14 protein-coding genes, 1 other RNA gene and 1 pseudogene are annotated in these 15,311 nt (G+C 70.3%); 12 read left to right on the top strand and 4 right to left on the bottom strand.

Annotated elements, in window-relative coordinates:
- Nucleotides 1–140 (top strand): annotated as a pseudogene (gene cpsB / locus JWQ05_RS18415) (mannose-1-phosphate guanylyltransferase/mannose-6-phosphate isomerase); the annotation flags it as partial.
- A 26-nt stretch (nucleotides 141–166) separates the two neighbouring features.
- Here the strand turns inward: cpsB and JWQ05_RS18410 are convergent.
- Entirely contained in the window at nucleotides 167–1,702 is a 1,536-nt protein-coding gene (locus JWQ05_RS18410; protein ID WP_299661524.1) for a YifB family Mg chelatase-like AAA ATPase, read from the bottom strand.
- Between the two features lie 164 nt (nucleotides 1,703–1,866).
- Here JWQ05_RS18410 and JWQ05_RS18405 point away from each other — a divergent pair, with 164 nt between their 5' ends.
- The 6 genes from JWQ05_RS18405 (at nucleotide 1,867) to JWQ05_RS18380 (ending at nucleotide 7,202) form a co-directional block, all read left to right on the top strand.
- Complete coding sequence (locus tag JWQ05_RS18405; protein WP_299661520.1) at nucleotides 1,867–2,130, top strand: PepSY domain-containing protein; 264 nt, start codon at nucleotides 1,867–1,869, stop codon at nucleotides 2,128–2,130.
- 85 nt (nucleotides 2,131–2,215) lie between these two features.
- Nucleotides 2,216–2,312: signal recognition particle sRNA small type (gene ffs, locus JWQ05_RS18400), an RNA gene on the top strand.
- Nucleotides 2,313–2,399: 87 nt separating this feature from the next.
- The gene (locus JWQ05_RS18395) at nucleotides 2,400–4,322 is read left to right on the top strand and encodes a DNA polymerase III subunit gamma/tau (protein ID WP_299661518.1); all 1,923 of its coding nucleotides are present in this window, start codon (nucleotides 2,400–2,402) and stop codon (nucleotides 4,320–4,322) included.
- Between the two features lie 68 nt (nucleotides 4,323–4,390).
- A complete protein-coding gene (locus JWQ05_RS18390; protein ID WP_299661515.1) occupies nucleotides 4,391–4,711 on the top strand; it encodes a YbaB/EbfC family nucleoid-associated protein in 321 nt (106 codons plus the stop codon).
- 100 nt (nucleotides 4,712–4,811) lie between these two features.
- Complete coding sequence (locus tag JWQ05_RS18385) at nucleotides 4,812–6,743, top strand: CHASE3 domain-containing protein (RefSeq protein ID WP_299661512.1); 1,932 nt, start codon at nucleotides 4,812–4,814, stop codon at nucleotides 6,741–6,743.
- A 138-nt stretch (nucleotides 6,744–6,881) separates the two neighbouring features.
- On the top strand, nucleotides 6,882–7,202 hold the full coding sequence (locus JWQ05_RS18380) for a hypothetical protein (RefSeq protein ID WP_299661509.1): 321 nt from the start codon (nucleotides 6,882–6,884) through the stop codon (nucleotides 7,200–7,202).
- A 34-nt stretch (nucleotides 7,203–7,236) separates the two neighbouring features.
- On the opposite strand, the gene JWQ05_RS18375 is transcribed toward JWQ05_RS18380, so the two are convergent.
- Nucleotides 7,237–8,853 (bottom strand): phosphoenolpyruvate carboxykinase, encoded by a 1,617-nt coding sequence (locus tag JWQ05_RS18375; protein WP_299661506.1) that lies wholly within the window; start codon nucleotides 8,851–8,853, stop codon nucleotides 7,237–7,239.
- Nucleotides 8,854–9,278: 425 nt separating this feature from the next.
- Between JWQ05_RS18375 and recR the strand changes: the two genes are divergently transcribed.
- The 4 genes from recR to truA all read left to right on the top strand — a co-directional run bounded on the left by recR (nucleotide 9,279) and on the right by truA (nucleotide 12,280).
- A complete protein-coding gene (recR, locus tag JWQ05_RS18370; protein ID WP_299661504.1) occupies nucleotides 9,279–9,884 on the top strand; it encodes a recombination mediator RecR in 606 nt (201 codons plus the stop codon).
- A 114-nt stretch (nucleotides 9,885–9,998) separates the two neighbouring features.
- Nucleotides 9,999–10,511 (top strand): peptide deformylase, encoded by a 513-nt coding sequence (locus JWQ05_RS18365; RefSeq protein ID WP_299661503.1) that lies wholly within the window; start codon nucleotides 9,999–10,001, stop codon nucleotides 10,509–10,511.
- A gap of 37 nt (nucleotides 10,512–10,548) precedes the next feature.
- Nucleotides 10,549–11,478: a methionyl-tRNA formyltransferase gene (fmt, locus tag JWQ05_RS18360; RefSeq protein WP_299661501.1), complete on the top strand. Its 930-nt coding sequence runs from the start codon at nucleotides 10,549–10,551 to the stop codon at nucleotides 11,476–11,478.
- Between the two features lie 19 nt (nucleotides 11,479–11,497).
- Nucleotides 11,498–12,280 (top strand): tRNA pseudouridine(38-40) synthase TruA, encoded by a 783-nt coding sequence (gene truA / locus JWQ05_RS18355; RefSeq protein WP_299661499.1) that lies wholly within the window; start codon nucleotides 11,498–11,500, stop codon nucleotides 12,278–12,280.
- Here the strand turns inward: truA and dapE are convergent.
- Nucleotides 12,241–13,440, bottom strand: coding sequence for a succinyl-diaminopimelate desuccinylase (dapE, locus tag JWQ05_RS18350; RefSeq protein WP_299661498.1), 1,200 nt, complete (start codon nucleotides 13,438–13,440; stop codon nucleotides 12,241–12,243). The two genes, truA and dapE, sit on opposite strands and share 40 nt — an antisense overlap.
- Nucleotides 13,441–13,556: 116 nt before the next feature.
- Between dapE and moeB the strand changes: the two genes are divergently transcribed.
- A complete protein-coding gene (moeB, locus tag JWQ05_RS18345) occupies nucleotides 13,557–14,354 on the top strand; it encodes a molybdopterin-synthase adenylyltransferase MoeB (protein WP_299661496.1) in 798 nt (265 codons plus the stop codon).
- 6 nt (nucleotides 14,355–14,360) lie between these two features.
- On the opposite strand, the gene JWQ05_RS18340 is transcribed toward moeB, so the two are convergent.
- Nucleotides 14,361–15,311, bottom strand: a 951-nt coding sequence (locus JWQ05_RS18340; RefSeq protein ID WP_299661494.1) for an ATP-binding cassette domain-containing protein, incomplete at its 5' end; no start/stop codon positions are given.

The raw sequence follows: 15,311 nt of genomic DNA, 5'->3' as shown, positions 1-15,311 counted from the left end.
AGGCGGTGTACCTGCCGATCGGCTCGCTGCACCGCCTGACCAACCCCGGCAGGATCCCGCTCGAGCTGATCGAGGTCCAGGTCGGCTCCTATACCGGCGAGGACGACATCATCCGCGTCGAGGACATCTACGGGCGCTGAACCACCACACCGCGGAGCGGCGCCGATCAGGCGTCGGCGGGGCGCTCCACGCGGCCGCGATAGGACAGCGCCTCGGCGAGATGTAAACGGCGGACCTGCGCCTCGCCGTCCAGATCGGCCAGCGTCCGGGCGACGCGCAGGGTTCGGTGGAAGCCCCGGGCCGACAGCCGCATCGATTCGGCGGCCGAGCGGATCAGCGCCGCGCCCTCGGGATCGGGCGCCGCCACGGCCTCGATCACGGTCGCCGGGCAGGTGGCATTCGTGACCACGCCGGTGAGGTCGTAGGCCGCATAGCGCGCGGTCTGGAGCGCGCGGGCCGCCGCGACCCGGGCGGCCGTCTCGGCCGAGCCCTCCGCCGGCGGCGGCAGGATCAGGTCGGCGGCCGTCACCGCGCCGACCTCAATGCGCAGGTCGATCCGGTCGAGGAGCGGCCCTGAGATGCGGGCACCGTACTGCGCGACGCAGCGCTCGTTGGGTCCCTTGCGGCAGGCATAGCCCGGCTCCAGGGCCTGGCCGCAGCGGCAGGGATTCATCGCGGCCACGAGTTGGAACCGAGCCGGATAGGTCACGCGGTGATTGGCGCGCGCGATCATCACCGTCCCGGTCTCCATGGGCTGGCGCAGGGAATCGAGCACCTGGGGCGTGAACTCGGGCAGTTCGTCGAGGAACAGCACGCCGCCATGGGCGAGCGAGGCCTCGCCGGGCCGGGCGTTGATGCCCCCGCCCACCAGGGCCGCCATGGAGGCGGAGTGATGCGGCTGGCGGAACGGGCGACGATTGGAGAGGGCGCCCCCCTTGAGTTCCCCCGCCACCGACTGGATCATCGAGACTTCGAGGAGTTCGCGCGGCCCGAGCGGCGGCAGGATCGAGGGCATTCGCGCGGCGAGCATCGACTTGCCTGCCCCCGGTGGCCCGTTCATCAGGAGATTGTGCCCGCCGGCCGCCGCGATCTCCAGGGCACGCTTGGCGCCCTCCTGTCCCTTGATGTCGCGCAGATCCGGGAGCGGGCCGCCCGGCGCCGCGATGGCGGGCTCGGGGCTGGCCATCACCTGCGTACCCTTGAAGTGGTTGGCGAGCTGGATCAGCGAGCGCGGGGCCAGCACGTCCATGTCGCCGCCCGCCCAGGCCGCCTCCGGCCCCGTCGCCGCCGGGCAGATCAGGCCGAGCCCGCGCTCGTTGGCGGCCATCGCCGCCGGGAGCACGCCGGAGACGGCGGTGATCGTCCCGTCGAGGGCGAGTTCGCCGAGCACGCAGTAGCCGGAGAGCGCATCCGCCGGCAGCGCGCCGATGGCGCCCATCACCGCGAGCGCGATCGGCAGATCGTAGTGAGACCCTTCCTTGGGCAGGTCGGCGGGGGCGAGATTCACCGTAATGCGCTTGGCCGGCAGCGCCAACCCGGAGGCGATCAGGGCGGAGCGCACCCGCTCGCGCGATTCCGCGACCGCCTTGTCGGCGAGCCCGACCACCGTGAAGGCGACGATGCCGGGGGCGATCTGGACCTGGACGTCCACGGCCCGCGCCTCGATGCCCTCGAAAGCCACGGTGGCGACGCGGGTGACCATGCTGAACCGCCCCTGCACGCAAGATTTCGCGCGACCGTAGGGGGAGGCCCGGCGCGATACAACCGAGACGCGTGTCCGATCTGATCGTTTCCACGGAACCTCCCACCCTCTGGGCGGTTCCGACGGCGTCAGAAGACGTCCTCGAGACATCCAGGGAGATTTGCATGACGATCCGGATCACGAGCCTCGCGGCCCTCGCCATCGGGCTCGCCTTCACCGGCTCCGCCTTCGCCGACCGGGCGCCGACCCCGGAGGAGAAGACCAAGATCGAAGCCGTGCTGAAGCAGGAAGGCTTCACCAAATGGAAGAAGATCGAGGTCGAGGACGACGAGATCGAGGTCGACGACGCCATCGACGCCAGCGGCAAGCAGTTCGACCTGGAACTCGACCCCAAGACCTTCGCCATCGTGAAGCGCAAGGCCGAATAGGCCGGGCCCGCGTGGCGGATGCGCTGACCCGTCGCGAGCCAAGAGCCGGCTTGCATCCGCCGCGTGCCCCGGCCATATAGCGCTCGGGAGGTTGGCGAGGGACGTTTCACTCGCCAACCGGGTCAGGTCCGGAAGGAAGCAGCCCTAACGAGACCGAGCGGGTCTTTGTCCAGCCTCCCACCTCGAACGATGCCTTTCGGCGCGCGCGGCGGTACCCTCCGACCGGAGCCGCACCAGCCCGACAGGGTTGGCCAAACCCACAAGGCGGCATGGACGCGACCCCCGGTCTATCGAACGATGCCGGTCTGCTGCCCGGCCTTCCCGAGCCAGCGTCGGCTGCGACGCCCTACCGGGTGCTCGCCCGCAAGTATCGCCCCCAGAATTTCGACGACCTGATCGGCCAAGGCGCCATGGTGCGCACGCTGGCCAACGCCTTCGCGGCCAACCGCATCCCGCAGGCCTGGATGCTCACCGGCGTCCGCGGCGTCGGCAAGACCACCACCGCCCGCATCCTGGCCCGCGGCCTCAACTATGTCCGCGACGGTCATCCGGATACCGGCCCCACCATCGCGATGCCGGAACTCGGACGCCACTGCCAGGCGATCATGGAATCCCGGCACATGGACGTGCTGGAGATGGATGCGGCCTCGCATACCGGCATCGACGACGTGCGCGGGATCATCGACGGCATCCGCTACTCTCCCGTCTCGGCGCGCTACAAGGTGTACATCGTCGATGAGGTCCACATGCTCTCCGAGAAGGCGTTCAACGCCTTTCTGAAGACGCTGGAGGAACCGCCGCCGCACGCCAAGTTCGTGTTCGCCACCACCGAGATCCGCAAGGTACCGGTGACGATCCTGTCCCGGTGCCAGCGCTTCGATTTGCGCCGGGTCGAGGCCGAGACCCTGGTCGGGCACCTCGCCCGCATCTGCGCCGCCGAGAACGTCGAGGCCGATGCCGAGGCACTGGCGGCGATCACGCGGGCGGCCGAGGGTTCGGTGCGCGACGCGCTCTCGCTCCTCGACCAGGCCATCGCGCACGGGGCCGGCCAGGTCAGCGCGCAGAGCGTGCGCGACATGCTGGGGCTGGCGGATCGCGGCCGCATCGTCGACCTGTTCGAGGCGGTGATGCGCGGCGACATCGCGGCGAGCTTCGCCGAGGTGCGCGGCCAGTACGAGGCCGGCGCCGACCCCGCCGTGATCCTCTCGGATCTGGCGAGCTTCACCCATCTCGTCACCCGCCTGAAGCTGGTGCCCGAGGAGGCCGCCGCCGACCCGACGTTAAGCGAGGCCGAGCGCGCGCGCGGCGGTGATTTCGCGAGGAAACTCTCGGTGCGGGTGCTGTCGCGCGCCTGGCAGATCCTGCTGAAGGCGATCCCCGAGGTCCAGACCGCGACGCGGCCCCTGGCGGCTGCCGAGATGGCCTTGGTGCGCCTCGCCTACGCGGCCGATCTTCCGACGCCGGACGAGGCCCTCCGACAGATGAAGGCCCAATCGCTCAGCGAGGCGCCATCCACCTCCGGCGCGGGAGGTTCCCCCTCCCCCGCGCCAGAGACCACGGGGGGCCGGCCGGCGCTGCCGCCGATTCCGAATTTCAGCGCCGAGGCGTCGCCACCCCGCGCGCCCCTGGCCCTGGCCACTCAGGGGGCTTCGCCTCGCCCTGTCCTGGCGAGCGCGGCGCCCGTGCCTCAGCCGCAAGCGCCGACACAAGTGCAAGCGCCGGCACAGGTGCAGGTGCAGGTGCAGGTACAGCCCGAGGGCCCGCGCCTGACGCGGTTCACCGACATCGTGGCGCTCGCCGACGCCAAGCGCGACATCGGTCTGAAGATGGCGCTGGAGCGCGATGTCCATCTCGTTCGCTTCGAGGAAGGCCGCATCGAGCTACGCCTCGCGGAGCATGGGCGCCCGGGCATCGCCAACGACCTCGCCCGCGCCCTCGATACCTGGACAGGCCGGCGCTGGATCGTCGCCCTCTCGAAGGAGGACGGCGAGGCGACCCTCGACGCCACGGCACGCGAGGCGACCCAGACCCGCCACCAGAACGCCGCCGCGCATCCGCTGGTCCGTGAGGTGCTGGCGCGCTTTCCCGGCGCGCAGATCATCGACGTCCGCGACCGGGCGCCCGAAGTCACGCCCGCCGCCGAGGCCGCCCCCACGGGCGAAGCCGAGACGGACGAGCCCGACGAGGCATAGCCTCGGCGCGCGCAACGCCCCAGATGGGTGGCGTCACGGTTCTCGAAGCGACAAGAGGAGCAGACCCGATGCGCGATCTCATGGGCATCATGAAGCAGGCCCAGGCCATGCAGGAGAAGATGGCGTCCCTGCAGGACGAACTCGACACCGTCGAGGTCTCGGGCGCCTCCGGCGGCGGCGCCGTGCGGGTGACGATGACGGCCAAAGGTCTGGTCAAGGGCGTGCAGCTCGACCCCGCGCTGGTGATCGCCGACGAGCGTGAAATCCTCGAGGACCTCATCGTGGCCGCCGTCAACGATGCGCGCGGCAAAGCCGAGCAGGTCGCCGCCGAGCGGATGGCCGAACTGACGAAGGGCCTGCCGATTCCCCCGGGCATGAAGCTGTTCTGAGCCGAGCCGGTGCAGCTTGGCATCGTGCAGGCATGCAACATAGAGCACTTTTTGTTCATTCCCGCGTTGCCATGACCCGGGCGGGGTGGAACGGTACCGCTTGGTTTCCGCCCACCCCGCCCGGATCATGCAACTTGATTCGCAATTTGCACTCACTGCCGCGTCCCGGACCGAAGCGCCCGGCCGGCTGAAGGCCATCGCGCCGCTGGCGGCGGGTTTTTTTCTGCTGATCGCGATCGTCGCCGCAACCGCGGGCCTCGTGGCCAAGCAGGACGCGAACCGGGTGGAGCTGCGCCGAAGCTTTGCGATCCGGGATGCGATCGCGACCCTGTTCTCCCGGACCCAGGATGCGGAGACGGGGCAGCGCGGCTATCTCCTGACCGGGGACGAGACCTACCTTCAGCCCTACGAAGCCGCCATCACGGACATTCCGGTGAGGCTCGCCCGCATCGCGGAGGCGGTGGCGCCCAATCCCGGCATGGCCACCATCGTCGCGCGGCTCGCCCCCGTGGTGGAGGCCAAGGTCGCCGAGTTGCAGGCGACGGTCTCCTCGCGTCGCGCCGGCGAGACCCTGGCAGCCATCGACCGCATGCGCTCGGGCGAGGGAAGGAACCTGATGGAGGCGGTCCGCGCCCTCGTCGGGGAGGCGCAGGCCAAGAACGACGCCCGGCTGCTGGACCAGCAGGCGCAGGTCGGCGACGCGATCCGGCAGGTCCGAATCGCCGTGGCGGCGGCCGTCGTGATCGTGGTCGCGCTCGGCGCCTACGTGGTCGGCGACGCCAGCCGGCGCCATCGCCGGGTGTTCCTGGCGCACGACGCCCTGAAAGTCGCCAACCGCACGCTCACGGAAACGGCGAGCGCCCGCGACACCCTGGAGGAGCGCCTGCGTCAATCCCAGAAGATGGAGGCGCTGGGCCAACTCACCGGCGGCCTCGCCCACGACTTCAACAACATGCTGGCGATCATCATCGGGAATCTCAGCCTGCTTCGACGAAGGTTGGAGCGCGGCGATACCAGCGTCGGGCGCTATGCCGACCAGGCCCTGATGGGGGCCGACCGCGCCGCCACCCTGACGCACCGCCTGCTCGCCTTCGCCCGTAAGCAGCCCCTGACCACCGAGGCCATCGGCTGCAACCGCCTCATCGCGGCGATGTCGGACCTGCTGCGCCGCAGCCTAGGCGAGGCCATCCGCATCGAGATCGCGACGGCGCCCGACCTCTGGACGATCCAGGCCGACGCCCACCAGCTCGAGAACGCGATCCTCAATCTCGCGGTGAACGCCCGCGACGCGATGCCGAACGGCGGCCGCCTGACCCTGGAGACCGCCAACGTGCAGCTCGACGAGGGCTATGCCGCGCAGAACCCGGGTGTCCCGGCCGGGCAATACGTGATGGTGGCCCTCTCCGACAACGGCGGCGGCATGACGCCGGAGATCGCCGCCAAGGCCTTCGAGCCCTTCTACACCACGAAGCCCGTGGGCCAGGGGACCGGCCTCGGCCTCAGCCAAGTCTACGGCTTCGTCCGGCAATCCGGCGGACACGTGGCGATCTATTCGGAACCGGAGCGGGGCACGACGGTGCGGCTCTACCTGCCGCGCCACCTCGGCGAGGCGCCCGACGAGGTCTGCACGGCGCCGACCATGCTGCCCGAAGGCAGCGCCGGCGAGGTGATTCTGGTGGTGGAGGACGAGGAGGCCGTGCGCGACCTCGCCGTGGAGGCCCTGCGGGACCTGCGCTACACCGTCATCTACGCGGGAGGAGCGGTCGACGCCCTGCGCATGCTCGACGCGCACCCCGAGATCGCCCTGCTGTTCACCGACGTGGTGATGCCGGAGCTCAACGGCGCGCAGCTCGCCGAGGCCGCGCGCGAGCGCCGACCCGGCCTGCCGGTGCTCTTCACCACCGGCTATGCCCGCAACGCCGTCGTCCAGAACGGCCTCGTCGAGGCCGACATGCCGGTGCTGGCCAAGCCCTACACCCTGGAGCAATTGGCGCTGAAGGTGCGCCAGGCGATCGTGCGGGAGGCGGCGTAAGGCGAGCCGCCCGCCTCGGGCCAGCCGACACCTGATGCGCACGATTTACAGCGTGACTGCGCGAAATCGCACGAATAGCCGACATTTGCGATGATCGCGGTGGAGGGCCTTTAAGGAATACGCGCGCGTATTCGAGGCATGAGTGAAGATCGCACAACACTCCGGGCACTGACACATCTCGCCGGCCACGCGTCGCTCGATCAGGCGTCGCGCGAAGCTCTGCCCTGCCTCGTGCGAAATCTGTCGCCGATCGGGGCCTGCCTGCTCTTCTGCACCGAGGTGACGGCCCCGGAACGCTTCGATCTCTTCCTCGATCCGGAGGCGCCCGCCTACCGGGTGCGCCGCGTCTGGCAGCACGACAACGAGGTCGGCGTCAGCTTCCTGGAAGCACGCGAGAACGCGCCCGAGGTCATTCCCGACGCGGAGGTCATTCCCGACGCGGACCCCGCCGCCCCCTGATGGGGACGGCGCCCGCGCCCTGCGCCGCCAGCGCTCACGCGGCGGCGGAGTGAACCGGCTCGGCGGCGCGGACCTCCGCGTCGACATGCGCGGCGAAGCGCTTGAAGTTTTCCTGGAACATCGTGACGAGGCGTGTCGCGGTCTCGTGGAAGGCCGCCTTGTTGTTCCAGGTCTCGATGGGCGACAGGACCTCCGCCTCGACGCCCGGCACCGCGACGGGCACCTGGAAGCCGAAATAGGGATCGCGCCGGAACTCGCCGTTCGCCAGCGAGCCGTCGAGGGCGGCGTTGAGCAGGCGCCGTGTGACGCGGATCGGCATGCGCCGCCCGGTGCCGACGCCGCCCCCCGTCCAGCCCGTGTTGACGAGCCAGCAATCGACCTCGTGATGGGCGATCAGGTCGCGCAGCAGGTTGCCGTAGACGCTGGGGTGGCGCGGCATGAAGGGCGCACCGAAGCAGGTCGAGAACGTCGCCTCCGGCGCGGTGAGCCCCCGCTCCGTGCCTGCCACCTTGGCGGTGTAGCCGGAGAGGAAGTGATACATCGCCTCGGCGCCCGTCAGCCTGGCGATCGGCGGCATCACGCCGAACGCGTCGCAGGTGAGCATGACGATGTTCTTCGGGTGCGCGGCGCGCCCCGTGGCGCTCGCATTGGCGATGAAGTCGAGGGGATAGGCGCAGCGGGTGTTCTCGGTGAGCGAGGCATCGTCGAAATCCGGCACCCGGGTCTCGGGGTCGATCACCACGTTCTCCATCACCGTGCCGAAGCGCTCGGTGGTGGCGTAGATCTCCGGCTCGGCGTTGCGCGAGAGGCGGATGGTCTTGGCGTAGCAGCCGCCCTCGAAGTTGAAGATGCCGTCCCGGCTCCAGCCGTGCTCGTCGTCGCCAAGCAGCTGGCGCGAGGAATCGTTGGAGAGGGTCGTCTTGCCGGTGCCCGAGAGGCCGAAGAACAGGGCCGAGTCGCCGGCCTCGTCCAACGCAGCGTTCGCCGAGCAATGCATCGGCATCACCCCGGCCTCGGGAAGCCGATAGTTCAGATAGGTGAAGACCGACTTCTTCATCTCGCCGGCATAGGCAGAGCCGCCGATGAGCACGAGCTTGCGGGAGAAGTTGATGGCGATCACCGTCTTCGAGCGGCAGCCGTGACGGTGCGGCTCGGCCTGGAAGCTCGGCAGGTCGATGATCGTCAGCCCGGGCACGTAGGTGCGCAGATCCGCCCGGTCCGGCCGGATCAGCAGATTGCGGATGAACAGTGAGTGCCAGGCAAGTTCGGTGAACACCCGGGCATTGACCCCGTGCGCCGGGTCGGCCCCGCCGCGCAGGTCCTGCGCGAAGAGCTCGCGCCCCTCGGCATGCGCCAGGAAATCCGCGTAGAGGGTGTCGAACTGCTCGGGCGTGATCGCGCCGTTGTTGTCCCACCAGACCTCGTTCTCGGTGCTGGCGTCGCGCACCACGAACTTGTCCTTGGGCGAACGGCCGGTGTGGGAGCCGGTGGTCGCCACGAAGGCGCCGCCACGGGCCAGTTGGCCCTCGCCGCGTGCCAGCGCCTCCTCGTAGAGGCGCGGGGCCTCGAGGTTCCAACGGACCGCCTTCAGGTTGCGCAGTCCGATGGCGTCGGAACCGTGCGCCGTGTTGTAGTCGCCGATATTGGTCACGCTCGTCTCTCCTCGGGGCCCTGATCGCGTCGCCACCCTGTGGTCGGAGGCCGTTCCGGCCTTCCGCGTCGTTGCGTCCTCGAAGCGTCCGTGCGGTCGGTCAGGTCCGCCGCACGCAGGTTCTCCGCTCCGAGACTGCACCTTCCTGAATAGAGACGGTTCGGTTGGCGTCAACTTCCCTGTCGGCTGACAAAAAAACTTACATGATCGTTGGTTTCCGGCGAAACGGCTCCGGAATCCGCCGGCCGCCGACGTCTTTCGGCGGCCCTGGGGGCGAAATCCGGGGACGGAAACCCTATTTCAAGAAACGAAATGAGTCGGGCGCGCCGCGCTGATGCCGGGCTTGATCCGCTGCCTGCAAATGCCGCCTGTTTCGTCCGCCCGGCCTGGTGCCGGTGTCTCACCCGTCACGAGATCCGTCGTTCATGCCCCAAGCCGTCGCCGGTCCCGAGATCGAGCGCCTGATCCAGCTCCTCGCCCGGATGCCGGGCCTCGGCCCCCGTTCCGCCCGCCGGGCCGCCCTGCAGCTCATCAAGAAGCGCGAGACCTTGCTGGCGCCGCTGGCCGACGCCATGCGGGTGGCCTCCGAGCGGATCGTCGTCTGCCAGGCCTGCGGGAACGTCGACACCCGCGACCCCTGCACGATCTGCTGCGACGAGGGCCGCGACCCTACGACCCTGGTGGTGGTGGAGGACGTCTCCGACCTCTGGGCGCTCGAGCGCTCGGGCGCGGTGAGCGCGCGCTACCATGTGCTGGGGGGCGTGCTCTCGGCCCTCGACGGCGTGCGCCCCGAGCACCTCAACCTCGAGAGCCTGGTCGCCCGGGCCGCCGATCCGGCGATGCGCGAGATCATCCTGGCACTCAACGCCACCGTGGATGGCCAGACCACGGCGCATTACGTCACCGAGTCCCTGAAGGCGCACGAACTCAAGATCACGCGCCTGGCGCACGGCGTACCGGTGGGCGGCGAACTCGACTACCTCGACGAGGGCACGCTCACGGCGGCGATCCGCAGCCGCACGCCGTTCTGAGAGCGGGCCTCGGCGGCTCCGAGCCATCCATTTGACCGGCTTCCGGCTGGCCCGTATCTGCGGGGGTTCAGACGGGCGCCTTGCCCGCACCCCACCCTCTCAGTCCGATCGCCCATGACCATCCGTCCCCTCGTGATCCTGCCCGACGCGCGCCTGCGCCTTGCCTCCGAGCCGGTCGGCCCCGTGACGGACGAGATCCGGACGCTGGCCGCCGACATGCTGGAGACGATGTACGATGCCCCCGGCGTCGGCCTCGCGGCGATCCAGATCGGCGTCCCCAAGCGCGTCGTCACCATCGACACCTCGAAGGACGACAACGACCGCCAGCCGCAGATCTTCCTCGACCCCGAGATCGTCTGGGCCTCGGAGGAGAAGCGGGTCTACGACGAGGGCTGCCTGTCCATCCCGGAATTCTACGGCGAGGTCGAGCGGCCCGACCGCGTGCGCGTGCGCTTTCGCGGCCTCGACGGCGAGGTCCGGGAGATCGACGCGGACGGGCTGCTCGCCACCTGCATCCAGCACGAGATCGACCATCTCGACGGCGTGCTGTTCATCGACCACCTGTCGAAACTCAAGCGCGACCGGGTGGTGAAGAAATTCGCCAAGGCCGCCAAGCGCGACGCCTGACGATCCAAGGAAAGAAACCCACCAAGGAACGAGACCCATGCGCGTCGTCTTCATGGGCACGCCGGACTTCGCCGTGCCGACCCTGGCGCGCCTCGCCGCCGACGGGCACACGATCGCGGCCGTCTACACCCGCGCTCCCGCCAAGGCCGGGCGCGGCATGGCGCTCAAAGCCTCCCCCGTGCAGGTGCTGGCCGAGAGCCTTGGCGTGCCGGTGCTGACGCCTGCCAGCCTGAAGGACCGCCCGGCCGCAGAGACCTTCGCGGACCACGCGGCCGACGTCGCGGTGGTGGTCGCCTACGGCATGCTCCTGCCGCAGCCGATCCTCGACCTGTCCCGCCACGGCTGCCTCAACCTGCACGGCTCGCTGCTGCCGCGCTGGCGCGGGGCCGCACCGATCCAGCGGGCGGTGATGGCGGGCGACGCGGAGAGTGGCGTCGGCGTCATGCGCATGGAGCTCGGCCTCGACACCGGACCAGTGGCGATGGAGGAGCGCGTGTCCATCATGCCCGGCATGACGGCGGGCCAGCTCCACGACGCCCTGATGCCGCTCGGCGCCGACCTGATGGCGCGGGCACTCCAGGCCCTGGAGCGGGGCGACCTTCGCTTCACGCCGCAGGCGGAGGCGGGCGTGCTCTACGCTCACAAGATCAGCAACGACGAGGCACGCATCGACTGGACGCGACCGGCACGCGAAGTCGCCAACCACATCAACGGGCTGTCGCCTTTTCCCGGTGCGTTCTTCGAAGCGGATTTCGGCAAGGGGCTAGAGCGCGTGAAGGTGCTCGCGGCCGAAGCCGTGTCCGGTTCGGGCGAGCCGGGGACGCTCCTCGACGCGGAGGCGAGCATCGCCTGCGGCGAGGGCGCGGTGCGGCTGCGCGCCCTGCGCCGCGCCGGCAAGGGCGGAGTCGCCACTGGGCCCGAATTCGTGCGCGGCAGCCACCGGACGCCCGGAACGGCGCTCGCATGACGGGCGCGGACCGGGCCTGATGCCGCGCTACAAGCTCGTCATCGAATATGACGGCTCGCCCTTCTGCGGCTGGCAGAGGCAGACCGCGCAGCCCTCCGTGCAGGGCGCCATCGAGGCGGCCGTGCGCCGGTTCTCCGGAGAGAGCGCCGGCCTCACCTGCGCCGGGCGCACCGATACGGGCGTCCACGCCACCCATCAGGTCGCCCATCTCGACCTGGACAAGGCCTGGCGCACGGACGTGGTGCGCGACGCGCTGAACGCGCACCTGCGCCCGAACCCGGTGGCGATCCTCAGCGCCGAGATCGTCGACGAACGCTTCAACGCCCGCCACTCCGCGATCCGGCGGCACTACCGCTACCGCATCCTCAATCGGCGCAGCCCGCCGGTGCTCAACCGCGCCCATGTCTGGCAGGTGCCCTGGCCCCTCGACGCGGCGCTGATGCGGGCGGCCGCGACGCGCCTCCTGGGGCTCCACGACTTCACCGCCTTCCGCGCCGCCGAGTGCCAAGCCAAGAGCCCGGTCCGAACCCTCGACCAGCTCGATATCGCGGCGATGCCGATGGGCCTGCACGACGAGATCGTGGTGGCGACCTCCGCCCGCGCCTTTCTGCACCATCAGGTCCGCTCGATGGTCGGCACCTTGATGCTTGCTGGCGCCGGCCGGATCAGCGCCGACGACGTCGCCGATATCCTGGCGAGCCGCGACCGCAGCCGGTGCGGCCCGCTCGCGCCGGCCTGCGGCCTGACGCTGGTGGGGGTGGATTACACCACCGATCCGAGCGGGTTCGAGGCCCCAAAATAGGCTGCCAGCACCCGCGTGTAGATCGCGGTGAGCCGGTTCAGGTCGACAACGGGCACGCATTCGTCGACCTGATGCATGGTCTGGCCGACGAGGCCGAACTCGATGACCGGGCAGGCCTCCTTGATGAAGCGGGCGTCCGAGGTGCCACCCGTGGTCGAGAGGACGGGGCGCCGCCCGGTCTCCGTCGTGATGGCACCGGCGACGAGCTCGGTGAAGGCGTCCGGCTCGGTGAGGAAGGCCGGCGAGTTCGAGGGCAGGAGGTCGAGGGTGTAGCGCGAGGTTCGTCCCGCAGCCCGGTCGAGGCGGGCGCGGATCTCGGCGCCGAGGCTCGTCGCGGTCCAGGTCTCGTTGAAGCGGATGTTGAAGGTGGCCCGCGCCTCGGCCGGGATCACGTTGGTGGCCGTGTTGCCGACATCGATGGTGGTGAATTCGAGGTTCGAAGCATCGAAGTGCCGGGTGCCCGTGTCGAGGGGATCGGCCAGCAGCGCCACGGCGAGGCGCAGCAAACCGGGGATTGGATTCTCGGCGAGGTCCGGATAGGCGACGTGGCCCTGGCGCCCGTGCACGGTGAGCTTGCCCGTGAGCGATCCGCGCCGGCCGATCTTGATCATGTCGCCGAGGGAATCCGGGTTCGTCGGCTCGCCAAGCAGGCAATGGTCGAAGCGCTCGCCCCGCGCCCGCGCCCATTCGAGGAGCTTGACCGTGCCGTTGATCGCCGGCCCCTCCTCGTCGCCGGTGATCAGGAAGCCGATGGAGCCCGAAAAATCCGGGCCTGTCACGTCGAGGTAGTCGAGGGCGGCGGCGAGCATGCAGGCGATGCCGCCCTTCATGTCGACGGCCCCGCGCCCGTAAAGCACGCCGTCCTCCACGGTGCCGGCGAAGGGCCCGTGGCGCCAGCGAGAGACGTCGCCGACCGGTACCACGTCCGTGTGGCCGGCAAACAGCAGGAAGGGCGCGCCCGTGCCGATGCGGGCGTAGAGGTTGTCGATGTCGGGCGTGCCGGCCTGCGAGAAGCGCGGGCGCTCCACGCGGAAGCCGGCGGCCGTGAGGACACCGGCCAGCCACGCCAGGGCGCCCCCCTCCTCCGGGGTCACCGAGGGGCAGCGAATCAGGCTCTGGGCGAAGGCGAGCGGAGAGCGGTCGAGGGGAGCGTTCGGCACGGGCGCGTCGGTCTCGCGTGGACAGGCTGGTCTCCCGAGGCCATAGGCGCCGGCACGCCACCGCGCAATTCACGGGCGGACTTTCGAACCGCTCGCGTCGGGGCTATCTGCGGGGGATGGCCCTGTCCTCCGAAGAAGTCGAACGCTACGCCCGCCACCTCGTCCTCCCGGAGGTCGGGGGGCCGGGACAGGCGCAATTGAAGGCGGCGCGCGTCCTCGTCATCGGCGCGGGCGGCCTCGGGGCGCCCCTGATCCAGTACCTCGCCGCCGCCGGGATCGGGACCATCGGCATCGTCGACGACGACGTCGTCTCGCTCTCGAACCTCCAGCGTCAGGTCATCCACACCACGCCGGATATCGGGCGTCTGAAGGTGGACAGCGCGCGCGAGGCGGTGGCCCGCCTCAACCCCCACGTCACGGTCGAGGCGCACGCGACCCGGCTGAATCCGGACAACGCCGCAAGCCTGATCGGCGCCTACGATGTCGTCGCCGACGGCTCCGACAATTTCGCCACCCGCTACGCGGTCTCGGATGCGTGCTTCCACGCCCGCCGCCCCCTGGTGACGGCGGCCCTCGGGCGCTTCGACGGCTCCCTGACCACTCTGAGACCCTTCGAGACCGACGCGCGGGGACGGCCGAACCCGACCTATCGTTGCCTGTTCCCGAACCCGCCGCCGCCCGGCAGCGTGGCGCCCTGCGCCGAGGCCGGGGTGCTCGGCGCGCTCGCGGGCATCATGGGGTCGCTGATGGCGCTGGAAGTGATCCGCACCGTCACGGAGTTCGGCGAGCCCCTGGTCGGGCGCCTGCTCATGGTGGACACCCGCTCGATGCGGTTCGAGACCCTGGGCTACGCCTGGGACGACGCGAACCCTCTGAACGGGACCGCCCCGCCGAGTGGGACCGCCCCGGTCTGAGGCGCCCTACTCCGCCGGCAGGGGCGCCAAACGCGGGCGCGGTTCCCGGCCGCGCGCCGTCTCGTCCATGGCGTCGGTGAACTGGAGTGCGGCCAGCTGCGCATAGAGTGCGCCCTGCGCCAGCAGGCTCTCGTGCGTGCCGCTCTCCACGATCTTCCCGCCGTCGAGGACGAGGATGCGGTCGGCCTTGCGGATGGTCGCGAGGCGGTGGGCGATGACGAGCGTGGTGCGCCCGCGCATCAGGGTGTCGAGGGCGGCCTGCACCGCCCGCTCGCTCTCGGCGTCGAGGGCCGAGGTCGCCTCGTCGAGGAGCAGGATCGGCGCGTCCTTGAGGATGGCCCGCGCGATGGCGACGCGCTGGCGCTGACCGCCCGAGAGGGTGACGCCGCGCTCGCCCACATGGGTGGCGTAGCCCTGCGGCAAGGCCTGGATGAAGCCGTCGGCGTTGGCGAGTTCGGCGGCGCGCTGCACCTGCGCCGGCGTGGCCTCGGGGCGCCCGTAGCGGATGTTCTCCAGGACGGTGCCCGAGAACACGGTCGGTTCCTGCGGCACCAGGGAGAGGCGCTCGCGCAAGGAATCCGGATCGGTCCGCGCGATGTCGACGCCGTCGACCCGGATGGTGCCGGATTGCGGATCGTAGAATCGCAGAAGCAACTGCAGCACGGTGGTCTTGCCGGCCCCCGAGGGCCCGACCAGGGCGACGCGCTCGCCCGGCGCGATGGTGAAGCTGATCCCGTCGAGGGAGGGGTGGTCCGGCCGCGTCGGGTAGAGGAAGCGCACGGCCTCGAAGGCTACGGCTCCCTTTGGGGGCACCGGCAGAGGCAGCGGGTCGGCCGGGACCTGGATGGCGGATTCGGCGGCCAGGATCTCGCCGAGGCGCTCGGCGGCGCCGGCGGCCTGAGCGAGTTCGCCGTAGACCTCCGAGAGCTGCCCCAGGGCGCTGGCGCCGAAGACCGC

The organism is Methylobacterium sp. (genome assembly GCF_028290105.1).
Taxonomy (GTDB): Bacteria; Pseudomonadota; Alphaproteobacteria; order Rhizobiales; family Beijerinckiaceae; genus Methylobacterium.
Note: the sequence above shows the minus strand (reverse complement) of the source record. Positions and strands in the feature narration are given on the sequence as shown.

Excerpts from the sequence above, each read along its gene's own strand:
- moeB (WP_299661496.1), top strand. The coding sequence starts at position 13,557 with ATGGCCCTGTCCTCCGAAGAAGTCGAACGCTACGCCCGCCACCTCGTC.
- JWQ05_RS18410 (WP_299661524.1), bottom strand. The coding sequence starts at position 1,702 with ATGGTCACCCGCGTCGCCACCGTGGCTTTCGAGGGCATCGAGGCGCGG.
- JWQ05_RS18365 (WP_299661503.1), top strand. The coding sequence starts at position 9,999 with ATGACCATCCGTCCCCTCGTGATCCTGCCCGACGCGCGCCTGCGCCTT.
- JWQ05_RS18390 (WP_299661515.1), top strand. The coding sequence starts at position 4,391 with ATGCGCGATCTCATGGGCATCATGAAGCAGGCCCAGGCCATGCAGGAG.
- JWQ05_RS18380 (WP_299661509.1), top strand. The coding sequence starts at position 6,882 with ATGAGTGAAGATCGCACAACACTCCGGGCACTGACACATCTCGCCGGC.
- fmt (WP_299661501.1), top strand. The coding sequence starts at position 10,549 with ATGCGCGTCGTCTTCATGGGCACGCCGGACTTCGCCGTGCCGACCCTG.
- truA (WP_299661499.1), top strand. The coding sequence starts at position 11,498 with ATGCCGCGCTACAAGCTCGTCATCGAATATGACGGCTCGCCCTTCTGC.
- recR (WP_299661504.1), top strand. The coding sequence starts at position 9,279 with ATGCCCCAAGCCGTCGCCGGTCCCGAGATCGAGCGCCTGATCCAGCTC.
- JWQ05_RS18395 (WP_299661518.1), top strand. The coding sequence starts at position 2,400 with ATGGACGCGACCCCCGGTCTATCGAACGATGCCGGTCTGCTGCCCGGC.
- JWQ05_RS18405 (WP_299661520.1), top strand. The coding sequence starts at position 1,867 with ATGACGATCCGGATCACGAGCCTCGCGGCCCTCGCCATCGGGCTCGCC.